This is a genomic window from Aeromonas rivipollensis (assembly GCF_010974825.1).
Lineage (GTDB): Bacteria > Pseudomonadota > Gammaproteobacteria > Enterobacterales > Aeromonadaceae > Aeromonas > Aeromonas rivipollensis.
In genome coordinates, this window is sequence record NZ_JAAILA010000011.1 from 162,760 (window position 1) to 174,469 (window position 11,710).

The window sequence follows — 11,710 nt, forward strand, 5'->3', positions numbered from 1 at the left end:
TCTTTGTCATTGTGCGGGGGAGCTGTTGCTGTCGGGGCTTATTGCTCCTTGCAGTCGTTGTAGCGGCTCTGCCACTCCCCGGCTTCATCGCGCATCTCCATGAAGCCTTCCTTTCCCTTGTTCCACCAGACCACCTCGTGATCGTCGGTGTAGCGGGCCCCGGAGGCGGAGACCGCCTGAGGCAGGGTGTAGTCCTTGCCATCGGGCAGGGAGAGCTTGACGAAGTTCAGGCTCTCGTCCGAGAGGGAGAAGTAGCGCACCTGCACCTTCTGGTTCTGCTCGCACAGATAGGTGACAGGATCGCCCCCCGTGACTCCCAGCTTGCCAGCGCCCAGATCGCAGCCGCTCAGCAGGGTCAGGGTACCCAGACCCAGTAGTGCCAAATTGGCCTGTTTCATGTTGTCTCCTTAATCGGCGTCATATGGCATTGAGCCTAACAGTTTGGGCCAGCGTCGCAATCTTGATGAGTGCTGGCCGCGTCGGTAAGTGTCCGGATGCATCTATGAGTCAGGCCGGTACGGGCTGGCGGATGTCCGGTGTGGCGAGGGGGCACATCATGGCGCGCTCCAGTATATCCAGGATGTCGCTGTCTATGGTCTCGTCAAACTTGCGGGCGAACAGGTGCTCGCTTTGCTGCAGGGCGTCTGCGTCATCCACCGTGTAGTCGCGCGGGCGCAGCTTGATGTCACCCATGGGGATCCAGTCGATGGCGCGTTTGTCATCGTTGACTATCTGGCCCTGATAGCTGGTGTTCATGATCACCGTCTGGAAGAAGCCCTCGTCGGCGATCAGGGTGTGGCGGTAGAAGGCCTTGAAGCGATCGACCTCGGGGCTGTGGCTGACGAACTCGCAGAAGGCCCGGCTCAGTATCATCCACTGGTTGCCAATGTAGGGGGTCACATCGTCCAGATAGGGGCGGGTCTTCACCGGCTCGCACAGCAGCTCCTGGGCGGTTTCGGTCACATAGTGATCGATGCGGTGCAGGGTGTCGGGCCTGTGCTGGCGCTGATCCGCGACCTTGAGGAAATCCTTGCCCCTGTGCTCGCGCAGGAAGTCGTGAATATCGCGCTGGGATCGCAGCGGGAAGTCCTGGGCGCTCAGGTTGATGAAGAACTCCCACTCCTGGTTCTGCTCCAGCAGCGCCGCTATGCCGCGCAGCTCCGCATCCACCAGGCTGTAACCGCCCCAGAGCGCATTCTTGCTGGGCAGCATGGCGGCGTTGGGGTAATCGGCCAGAAAGTCGGCTATCTCCTGCTGCAGCTCGGGGCCAGAGCGCTTGTCCACGTGGATCAGGTAGTGGTTACTGTGGTGGTAAATCGCCTTGAACAGGCGTTTGAACTGATCGGGATAGCGATGAACCAGAATGAGGTAGGCAATCATGTCTATGTGTCCTGTGTGGGCGGCAGGGCGGCGCCAACCAGAACACAGCCTCAGGCCGCAGGCTTGATGCTGGTTCTCGTGGAATGGCCGCTGTCGCAGAAAATGGGTGGATGCAAGTAACAACAGTGAGAGCCGGCTGCGACAGGGAGGGATGCGCCTTATGGCATCGGGTCGATACAGCGGGTCTGGCGACATCAGGTTGAGGGTGAGAGGTGGGCAAGGGCTGCCCTGGCTGGCGACTCTTTTGCATGACAAGCCTGTCATCAGGTGCAGAGCGCAATCGGCCGGTGAGTGAGGGGCCACAGTAGCACGGTTCCGGCCAGGTTCGGCATTTATCGCCAGCGCTGCAAAATCGTCACTCAATAGAGCCAAGATCTGCTCTCCATATTCACCGCAGTCTCATAGGCCAGCACCTTTGCCACAAAAAAACGCCCCGCAGGGTTGCGGGGCGAAAGACAGCACATCCTTGGCCATTGGAAAGGGGATCAATAACCGAAGCGGGTCGCCTCGAAACGGTTGAGCAGACGGTGGATCAGATAACAGGCCAGCAGGGTGGCGACGATGGCGAACATGATGCTGCTCACCCGGTAGAGGGCGCTGAACACCAGATCGTTGCCCGGGGTCAGGTACTGGCCAAACAGTATGCCGAGGGTGGTGAGGGCGCCGAAGCCGACCCCGGAGCCGCTCGCCTCCTTCACATGGGCATGGCTGAACAACATGGCCCCGAGCCAGAGCAGGGGAGTGACCAGCAGCAGCAGACCAGACCAGTCATAGAGCACCAGCTGGCCCAGGATGCCGAAACTCACCCCCAGCAATGTGCCCATGGCGCGCTTGCGGGCGTAGCTCAGGGCCCCGTCCCAGTGCATGGGGAAGAGCACCAGCAGGGTGGTCGCCTGGGCGGACATGGAGTCGCGCAGGTCGAACAGCTGGAATACCAGGAACGACAGGGTGGCGATGCTGGCACCTAGCAGGGCCTCGTGGCGCATTCGGTGGGGCGCCTTGGGAGAGGGGGCGGGGGCGGGCCGCGCCTCCACATCCGGGATCAGGGCCGTCATCAGGTAGGCGATGAGCACCGACATTATGCTGGCCCAGAGGTTGCTGAAGATGAGATCGTTCAGATCTGTCCCGGGATAGCTGGCAAAGTGCAGCATGATGCTGAGGCTGAGCACGCCGTTGGCGCCAAACAGGAAGAGGCTGCCCCGGGACATGGCGGCGAAGCGGTAGAGGAACAGCAAAAAGACCAGGGGGGTCATCAGCCCGGGATGACTGCCGAACAGGCCGCCCAGCAGGCCGACCTCCAGCCCGCACATGGCGGCGGAGGCGATAAGCTGGCGGGCGGCGTGGCCGTTCATCACCGGGATCATGCCGAGCAGCAATACCGGGGTGACGGTGAAGAAGACCCCGTTGCTCCAGCCGAAGATCTTGCACAGTACAAACCCCAGGGTGCAGCCGAAGGCGATGCGCAGACACTGGCGCAGCTCGTTGGCGGTGAGGGGTCTGTGCCACAGGTTCATGGTCGTCATCTCAGTAGATGTAGTGCAGCAGGCTGAGCAGGCGGATCTGGCCGCGGGCAAAGAGCGCGCTCAGAGCGTTGTCCGGCAGCAGCTGGACGGTGGCGCGGGCCCCGGCCGGCAGATGGGCGGGCAACTGATCCAGGGTCAGGTGCAGGCGCAAGCGCTGGGCATCCCGCACCCAGCGATCGGACTCGATGGGGTTGGCCAAGAGGCCGTTGGCGTCGAACTGGCCGGCGCTGACCCCGGCGTCCAGGCTGGCGACCCGGGCCGGATAGAGGCGGCCGGGCTCGCCGTCGAAGGCGACCAGCGCGCGGCTCTGCGGGGTGATGTTACGCAGGCTCTTCTCGCGAAAATCGGCGATCACATCCACCTGCTCCGAGACCAGGGCCAGCAGGGGAGAGCCCGCCGTGGCCACGCTGCCGGGCTTGAGCTGCAAGTTGGTGATGATGCCATCCTGGCTCGCATGGACCTGGCTGTAGGTGAGGTTGAGCTCGGCCTGGGCGAGGCGGTTGCGCGCCTGGCGCAGCAGCAGGTTGTCATCGCCGGCCAGGCCACGGTTGACGCGAGCCTGCTCCATGCGGGCCTGGCTGGCCAGCAGGTTGGCTCGGGCGGTGCGGGCGGCGCTGTCGGCATCATCTTTCTGCTGCTCAGACACCATGTGGCGGCGATAGAGGGTATCGATGCGCTCGGCCTCCCGCTGTTTCTGGGCGGTCTGGGTCTGCAGCGAGCTGAAATCGGCGGCGGCGGCGTTCAGGGTCGCATCCAGCTGGCGATTCTGTTGCTCGGCCTGATCCAGGGCGAGTCTGGCCTGCTCGACAGCAAGCTCGAAGGGGGCCGGATCCAGCACGAACAGCAGATCCCCCTGTTTGACGTGCTGGTTGTTCACCACGGCAACCTCGACCACCTTGCCGCTGACCTGGGGCGCCATCTTGGTGACGACCCGGGTGGCCATGGCCTGGGGGGTGAGGGGCATCTTGATGTCGGCCAGCAGGAAGTAGCCGAACACCAGGATGAAGCAGGCCATGGCCCACTTGATCCAGCGTTTGAATTGTTGATCCGGGGTCATCTTATTCTCTCTCTTCATGCTGGGCACCGATCTTGCCGAGGGCATTGGCGGAGATGCGGTGCACTATCTCTTCAAACTGGGCCAGCTCCTGCTGGCTGATGCCTGCCAGCAGATCCCGGCGGACCTCCATGATGCGATCCTCGATCTTGTCGAGCAGCGCCTTGCCGGCCGGGGTCAGGGTGACGATGCGGGCGCGCTTGTCCTGGCTGCAGCAGTGGCGCTCGATCAGCGCCAGCTCTTCCAGCTGACCCAGGGTGCGCATCAGGGAGGGCAGCTCTATCTCCAGCGCCTCGGCCAGGGTCTTCTGGCTGAGGTGGCCGCCGAGGCGGCTCAGCTTCCAGAGCGCGGTCCAGCGCGGATGGGTCAAGCCCAAGGGGGCCAGCTCGATATCGGCCACGGTGCGCCACAACCGATGCAGTCGCCCCAGCTGTTCGGCGAGGGAGAGCTCGCGCAACATCTCCAGATCCTTTTTCATGGCAGATACCTCACATACTTAGCCTGCTAAGCATTATATTTATTTCGCAGGCTAAGTAAAGCGTGATTCAGCTCACATTCAGTTTCGGGGCTGGGGGCGCGGGGAGGGCAATGGTGCTTAAGGTTTCAATGTTTTTATATGGCTTTGCAGGCCCGCTAACCGACAGCACAGGAGGGGATACGTAGAGTGGCGCCACACCACAAGCTGGAGCATAACAATGAAAAACCTCTCTACCCCCGCAGTACAGATGAAGGGCGCCTGGAGCGACCAGCAGATCGCCGGCATGCCCATGATGATCTTCCTTGGGCTCGCCACCTGCGTCCTCTACGCCGGCTGGAACGGCTCCCTGCCGCTCGGCATGGTCGGCGCCCTGGCGCTGATGTTCGTGCTCGGCACCCTGCTGAGCGAGCTGGGCGAGCGGATCCCCCCCATACGGGAATACCTGGGGGGCGGCACCATACTCGCCATCTTCGGCGGCGCCGCGCTGTTCGAGTACCGGATACTGCCGGTCGAGGCCGGTGAGGTGATAACCCGCTTCATGAAGGAGGGGGGCTTTCTGAACTTCTTCATCGCCAGCCTGGTGACCGGATCTGTGTTCGGCATGAGCGGCGCCCTGCTCAAAAACGCCGCCATGCGTTACCTGCCGGTGATCCTGGGGGGCGTGGCCCTGGCGCTGCTCAGCGTCGGCCTGGTCGGCTCCCTGATGGGATACGGCTTCAAGAATGCGGTGCTGCTCATCGGCCTGCCCATCATGGGTGGCGGCATGGGCGCCGGCGCCGTGCCCCTGGTGGAGATCCTCTCCGGCCCCTTGCAGATGTCCAGCGCCGATCTGCTGTCGCGCATGGTGCCCGCCGTGGTGATCGCCAACACCCTGGCCATACTGGTGGGCTCCCTGCTGGCACGCCTCGGTCGTCGTTACCCCTCCCTGACCGGTAACGGCAAGCTGATGGTCAAGGAAAACAGCCAGAGCGTCGCCGACGAGCAGGCCGAGGCGCCGACCCTGCAGAGCCTGGGTCTCGGGCTCTTCATCAGCTCCAGCATGTTCGTGCTGGGCTCCTTGCTCGGCAACTTCATCCCCATGCACCCCTTCGCCCTGATGATACTGGCGGTGGCCTTTATCAAGGTGAGTGGTGTATTGCCCCGTCGTTATGAACAGGCGGCCGCCGACTGGTATCAGTTCGTGGTGAGCAACCTCACCCCCTCCCTGCTGGTGGGCATAGGGGTGGCCTACACCAGCATCCCCGAGCTTATCGGCGCCTTCTCGGTCAACTACTTCATCATGGTGCTGACCACTGTGGTCGGCGGCGCCCTGGGGGCGGCCCTGGTGGGGCGCATGATAGGTTTTTATCCCATAGAGGCGGCCATCACCGGTGGCCTGTGCATGGCCAACATGGGCGGTACGGGCGATGTGGCCGTGCTGTCGGCAGCCCAGCGCATGAAGCTGATGCCCTTCGCCCAGATCTCTTCTCGCCTCGGCGGGGCCGTGATGCTGATCCTGGCCACCGCCCTCATCTCTCTGCTCGCGTGACGACCGGATACAGGAAAACGACATGAACGACATCATGATGGGCACCAGCCTGCCCTATGCCGAACGCAAGCGTCAGGGGCTGATGGGGCGCATGCCCCACAAGGAGGAGTCCCTCTCCCAGCAGCGCCGCCGCATCTACCGCCTGGTCTCGGCCATGCAAAGCCCCTTCGATCAGCACCTGCTGCTGCGCCAGTTGCAGGAGGACAACCCTGTGCTGTTTTACGATCTGGTGCGCCACCACCTGCCGGAGCTGCTGCCCATCATCTACACCCCAGTGGTGGGGGAAGCCTGCCAGCGCCACAGCGATCTCTACCTGCGCAGCCACGGTCTCTACCTCTCCTGGCACGACAGGGACGAGCTGGACGCCATCTTCACTGCGGTGGAGCAGGAGGTGGACGTCATCGTCATCTCCGACGGGGAGCGGGTGCTGGGGCTCGGCGATCTCGGCATAGGCGGCATGGGGATCTGCATCGGCAAGCTGGCGCTCTACAGCGCCGCCGGTGGCATCAACCCGGCCCGCACCCTGCCCCTGTGCGTGGACGTGGGCACCAACAATCCGGCCCTGCTGGAGGATGACTCCTACCTCGGCTGGCAGGCCCCGCGCATCGACGGCGAGACCTACTACCACTTCATGGACAAGGTAGTGGCGGCCATCCATAAACGCTGGCCCCAGGTGGTGCTGCAGTTCGAGGACTTTGCCGGCAAGCATGCCGCCAACCTGCTGGCCCGCTACCGGAACGAGCTCTGCATGTTCAACGACGACATCCAGGGCACGGCGGCGGTCGCCTCCGCCTGCGTGCTGGCGGGGTTGCAACAGGCGGGAAGCACCCTTGCCGACACGCCGGTGCTCATCGTCGGCGCGGGCTCGGCGGGCTGCGGCATCGCCGCCATGCTGGCCCGGCTGGCGGGCAGTCCAGAGCGGGTGCAGTTGTTCGATCAGGACGGCCTGGTCTGCCTGGACAGGGCCAACCTGACCCCCTCCCAGCAGCCCTTCGCCCGCCCGGCAGAGGAGGTCTGTGGCTCCCTGCCCGAGCTCATCGCCCGGCTGCGCCCCGGGGTGCTGATCGGGGTGAGCGGCCAGGGCGGCCTCTTCACCGAGCAGGTGCTTGGTGCCATGGGGGAGGCGTGCGAGCGCCCCGTCATACTGCCGCTCTCCAACCCGACCCGCAGCGCCGAGGCGACCCCGGAACAGGTGTGGCGGGCCACGGGCGGGCGCGCCCTGCTCGCCACCGGCAGCCCCTTCGCCCCGGTCGAGGTAGGGGGGGAGATGCGGGTGGTCTCCCAGTGCAACAACGTCTATGTCTTCCCGGGCATCGGCCTCGGTGCCTGCGCGGTCAAGGCGCGCCGCATCAGCGATGGCATGTTGCTGGCCGCGGTGCGGGCTGTGGGTGCCTATCCGCTGGTGACGGGTCGGCTGCTGCCCCCTATCGAACAGGTGGGAGAGGTGGCCCGTGCGGTCGCCAGGGCCGTGGCCCTGACCGCCCGCGAGGAGGGGTTGGCGGATTTTGACGGTGATCCCGCGCCGCTCATTGACCAGACCTGGTGGCGCCCGCACTATTGGTCCGCCTCCTGAGCTTGCAAGGTTAATCGATGAAACTGCGTCACCAACTGGTCACCCTCTCCCTCGGGCTGTCACTGCTGCTGATCCTGATCCTGGGTGGGCTGCTCGCCCTCTTCATCCGCCACCTGCTGGAGAGCAACCTGGAGGAGAAGGGGAGCGATCTGGCCCGGGTGCTGGCGGCGGACAGCCGGGTGGTGCAGGCCCTGCAGCAGGGCAATGATCCCGGCCTGCGGGACTATGTACAGGGGATCTGCAGCCGCACCGATGCCGCCTATATGGTGGTGACGGACGAGCACGCCCGCCGCCTGAGCCACCCCTCCCCCGAGCTGGTCGGTGCGACCTTCCGTGGCGAGGACATCTGGCCGGCGATCCAGGAGAGGCGCAGTTACTGCTCCAGGGATAAAGGCACGCTCGGCCCGGCCATCCGCTGCTTCTCGCCTGTGATCGGGGCGGACGGGCGCGCCATAGGCGCGGTGGCGGTGGGCTATCTGATGCGGACTGTGGAGGGCATCTATCTGGAGCGGATAGCCCTGCTCATCAGCGCCATCGGCGCCGTGCTGGGCTGCGGCCTGCTGCTGGCGCTCTGGTTGCAGCACCGGCTGCGGCGCACTCTGCTGGATCTGGAGCCGGAGACCATAGTCAACCGCTTCGCCCAGCAGGATCTGGTGCTGGAGGGCATCTCGGAGGGGATAGTGGCCCTCGATGGCAACCATCGCATCAAGATGCTCAATAGCGCGGCCTTCTACCAGCTACGGCTACCGGGCACCGGCCGCCACGCCCTGCTGGGGCAATCCCTGGCCGAACTGGCCCCCAGCCTGTTGCCCGCCCTGAACCAGCAGGGGGGGGTGAACTTCACCGTGCAGGGGGAGGCGTTCGTCGGTCACTGGCAGGATCTCAGCGGCCGCGAGCCGGGCCGCATGCTGATCTTCAGCCGACCGGATGGCACCGGCAGCCTCGGCATGCAGGTGACTCACCTGCGCCAGTATGCCGAGATGCTGCGGATCCAGACCCACGAGTTCGCCAACAAGCTGAGCAGCCTCTCCGGCCTGCTGCAGCTCGGCCATGTGGATCAGGCGGTGGAACTGATCCAGCAGGAGAACGAGGCCTGCCAGACCATGCTGCAGGATCTGCTGCGCTCCATCGAGAACAAGCCGGTGGCCGGCCTTATCCTCGGCAAGTTCAGCCGGGCGCGGGAGCTGGGAGTCGAGCTGGTGCTGGATCCCGGCTCGGCCCTCGGGGAGTACCCGGCCGAGGTGTCGGCGGATCTCATCACCTGCATCGGCAACCTGCTGGACAACGGCATCAGGGCCGCCTGGGCGAACCGCCAGCGGTGCGTGCCCCGGGTGCTCATCTCGGTGGATGACTTCGGGCGTCGGCTGGTGATCGAGGTGGAGGACAGCGGCGAGGGGGTGGACGAGGCGCTGGCGGATCACCTGTTCGACTATGGGATCAGTCGCCAGACCGGCGATCATGGCGTAGGTCTCTTCCTGGTCAAGAAGACGGTGGCCCGCCGTGGGGGTGTGATAGAATGGCGCCGCACCGCCGAGCAGACCACCTTGTTCGGTATCTATTTGAATAAAAACCAATTGGTGTGAGTCATGAAGCCAATTTTCACTCTTGTTATCGAGGACGACGAGCGGATCGGCGCCATCCTGGCGGAGCTTATCTCCTCGACCCCGGGCTACTCCCTGCTGGGGCGGGCCGAGAGCCTGGCCCAGGCCGATCTCATGATGCGTGCCACCGAACCCCAGTTGCTGGTGGTGGACATCTCCCTGCCGGACGGCTCGGGTCTTGAGTGGGTGAACCGGCTGCGCAGCCACAATCGGGAGGTCTTCGTGGTCATGGTGACCGCCTCCTGCGACGTGGAGACCATACAGCAGGCCCTGAATCTCGGGGTGCAGGACTACATCATCAAGCCGCTGCGGCTGTTTCGCATCCAGCAGAGTCTGGACGAGATCCTGACCCTGCATCGCCGCCTGTGCGAGCGCGGCCTGCTGGAGCAGAGCGATCTCGATCGCCTGATGGGCAAGGGACGGATTCAGCCGAGGGAGGTGCGCGACACCCCCAAGGGCATAGACGCCATCACCTTGCGCCAGGTGCTGGAGCTGCTGGCGGGGGAGCCGGACACCGCCTTCTCCACCGATACGGTGGCGCTGCGCCTGTCACTCAGCCGCACAACGGCGCGCCGCTACCTGGAGTTTCTGGAGTCCGAAGACAAGCTGGACGTGGATCTCAACTACGGCCAGCGCGGTCGCCCCGAGCGGCGCTACCACTGGCGGAGGAGCAGCTGAGGCCGTTCTAACCCGCTGATGAAAGAAGGGAGCCCGAGGCTCCCTTCTTTCATTGCGCAGCAACGGCGTTCGCCGGCTTATGCCCCTTCCACCAGAGCGGGGCGTGCCCTCGGCTTGAACTGGGAGATCATGACGCCGGTCAGGATCAGGCCGCCGCCTATCAGGTGATGGCCATGGATGGGCTCCCCCAGGGAGATGACGGCGATCAGCGCCGTGCACAGGGGCATCAGGTTCATGAACACAGAGGTGCGCTCCGCCCCCATGGCGGCGAGGCCGCGCATCCAGCAGTAGGCCGCCAGCAGGGAGGAGGCGAGCCCGGCGAACAGCACCAGACCCCAGCCTTCGGCGGGCACCGCCAGGGAGTCAGCACTCAGGGCGACCGGGATCAGCAGCAGCACCGCCAGCAGGATCTGCAGATAGAGGTTGAGCCAGGGGCCGAACGGCAGTTGCCAGCGGCGGATCAGCAGGCCATAGAGCGCATAGCTGGCGGAGCCGAGCAGCATGAGGCCGTCCCCCGGATTGATACCGTCGTGCAGCAGGGCCAGGGGGTTGCCCTGACCCAGCAGCCAGAGCACCCCGAACAGGGAGAGGCTCATGCCGAGCAGCGCCTGCTTGCCCGGACGTTGGCCGAAGAAGAGGGCGCTCTGCAGCAGGGTCAGCAGCGGTATGAGGGAGCCGATGACCCCCATGTTGGTGGCCGAGGTGCTGTGGGCGGCGTAGTAGGCCAGGCACTGGTAGAGCACCATGCCAAGGGCCGCCAGCACCAGCAGCTTGCCGAGCCAGGGACGGATCTCGGCGCGGCGGCGCCACAGCTGCGGCAGGCAGAAGGGGGAGACCGCCAGGGCGGCGATCACCCAGCGGTAGAAGGAGATGGCGGCGGGATCCAGCACGCCGGCGGCGGCCTTGGAGACCACGGTATTGGCGGCCCAGATCAGGATGGCGAGCAGGGGGAAGAGAAAGGGCATAGGCACTCCTTGATACGATGACGAGAGTCTAGCCTTGTCTTGAACGATGCAAGTAGCGTAAATAAGACATGTCATAACCGCTTTGGGACAATCTTCATGGGCAGCCTCACCCTGGCCGAGCAGGATCGCCTGCTGGCCGACCCCAACCCCCTCTATTTTCGCTACCGCCAGATCCAGGGGGGCAACGCCTGCGCCGAGCATACCCACCCCTGGGGCCAGCTCAGCCTCATCAGCCTGGGGGTCATGGTGGTGGAGGTCGGGGGGGAGCGGTTGGTGGCGCCGGCCGACTACCTCATCTGGGTGCCGGCCAACCTGCCCCACAGCGCCTTCAACGAGCAGACCCTGGACTACACCTCCATCTACGTGAGCCACGCGCTGGCCCCGCGCCTGCCAAGGGAACCCCAGTTGCTGGAATTGACCCCCTTGCTGCGGGCCCTGCTGGAGGATTTTACCCAGCGCCGGGTCGGCCATCTGGAGGACGAGTGGGACGCGCGCCAGGGGGCGCTCTTCATCGAGAAGCTGGCCCGCACCCGCTGCCAGCCGAGCTACCTGCCCCAGAGTCGCGACCGCCTGCTGGCCCCGCTGCTGGCCGCTCTGCACGCGGCCCCCGAGGACAACCGCACCCTGGCCGAATGGGCCAAGGTCTTGCACAGCACCGAGCGCACCCTGGCGCGGCGCTGCCAGAAGGAGCTGGGCATGAGCCTGGGCCAGTGGCGCACCCGGCTGCGCATGGTCAAGGCGCTGGACTGGCTGCGGGGGGAGATGCCGGTGCAGGAGATAGCCTGGCGCCTCGGTTACACCTCGACCTCGGCCTTTATCGCCATGTTCCAGCGTGAGCAGGGATGCGCCCCCCAGCGTTATCGCCAGCAACTGGGCCAGCCAGGGGGCTGATGAGCCTGGTGGAAAAAGAGAGGGCGCCCATGGGCGCCC

Annotated in this window: 11 protein-coding genes; 5 read left to right on the forward strand and 6 right to left on the reverse strand. The window is 65.0% G+C overall.

The features are described from left to right. Positions 1-38: 38 nt before the first annotated feature. The 5 genes from G4923_RS08435 to slyA form a co-directional block, all read right to left on the reverse strand. The gene (locus G4923_RS08435; RefSeq protein WP_163136555.1) at positions 39-398 is read right to left on the reverse strand and encodes an MliC family protein; all 360 of its coding nucleotides are present in this window, start codon (positions 396-398) and stop codon (positions 39-41) included. A 109-nt stretch (positions 399-507) separates the two neighbouring features. Next, positions 508-1,380, reverse strand: coding sequence for a beta-1,6-N-acetylglucosaminyltransferase (locus G4923_RS08440; RefSeq protein ID WP_163136557.1), 873 nt, complete (start codon positions 1,378-1,380; stop codon positions 508-510). A gap of 485 nt (positions 1,381-1,865) precedes the next feature. Then, on the reverse strand, positions 1,866-2,894 hold the full coding sequence (locus G4923_RS08445) for a DUF2955 domain-containing protein (protein ID WP_163136559.1): 1,029 nt from the start codon (positions 2,892-2,894) through the stop codon (positions 1,866-1,868). 10 nt (positions 2,895-2,904) lie between these two features. Beyond that, positions 2,905-3,960, reverse strand: a complete 1,056-nt coding sequence (locus G4923_RS08450; protein WP_106886112.1) for an HlyD family secretion protein — start codon at positions 3,958-3,960, stop codon at positions 2,905-2,907. 1 nt (position 3,961) lies between these two features. Further along, positions 3,962-4,435 carry a transcriptional regulator SlyA gene (gene slyA, locus G4923_RS08455; protein ID WP_042040713.1) on the reverse strand — a complete coding sequence of 158 codons (474 nt, stop codon included), beginning with the start codon at positions 4,433-4,435 and terminating at the stop codon, positions 3,962-3,964. Positions 4,436-4,652: 217 nt separating this feature from the next. Between slyA and G4923_RS08460 the strand changes: the two genes are divergently transcribed. The 4 genes from G4923_RS08460 to G4923_RS08475 are packed head-to-tail and all read left to right on the forward strand — an operon-like array spanning position 4,653 to position 9,815. Then, positions 4,653-5,963: a 2-hydroxycarboxylate transporter family protein gene (locus G4923_RS08460; RefSeq protein WP_163136561.1), complete on the forward strand. Its 1,311-nt coding sequence runs from the start codon at positions 4,653-4,655 to the stop codon at positions 5,961-5,963. Between the two features lie 22 nt (positions 5,964-5,985). Then, positions 5,986-7,536, forward strand: a complete 1,551-nt coding sequence (locus G4923_RS08465) for an NAD-dependent malic enzyme (protein ID WP_163136563.1) — start codon at positions 5,986-5,988, stop codon at positions 7,534-7,536. Positions 7,537-7,553: 17 nt separating this feature from the next. Next, entirely contained in the window at positions 7,554-9,119 is a 1,566-nt protein-coding gene (locus G4923_RS08470) for an ATP-binding protein (protein ID WP_163136565.1), read from the forward strand. 3 nt (positions 9,120-9,122) lie between these two features. Beyond that, positions 9,123-9,815, forward strand: a complete 693-nt coding sequence (locus G4923_RS08475) for a response regulator (protein WP_042649489.1) — start codon at positions 9,123-9,125, stop codon at positions 9,813-9,815. 77 nt (positions 9,816-9,892) lie between these two features. Here G4923_RS08475 and G4923_RS08480 read toward each other — a convergent pair whose 3' ends face one another. Beyond that, positions 9,893-10,780 carry a DMT family transporter gene (locus G4923_RS08480; protein WP_163136567.1) on the reverse strand — a complete coding sequence of 296 codons (888 nt, stop codon included), beginning with the start codon at positions 10,778-10,780 and terminating at the stop codon, positions 9,893-9,895. A gap of 96 nt (positions 10,781-10,876) precedes the next feature. Here G4923_RS08480 and G4923_RS08485 point away from each other — a divergent pair, with 96 nt between their 5' ends. After that, positions 10,877-11,671 (forward strand): AraC family transcriptional regulator, encoded by a 795-nt coding sequence (locus tag G4923_RS08485; protein ID WP_163136568.1) that lies wholly within the window; start codon positions 10,877-10,879, stop codon positions 11,669-11,671. Positions 11,672-11,710: the final 39 nt, after the last annotated feature.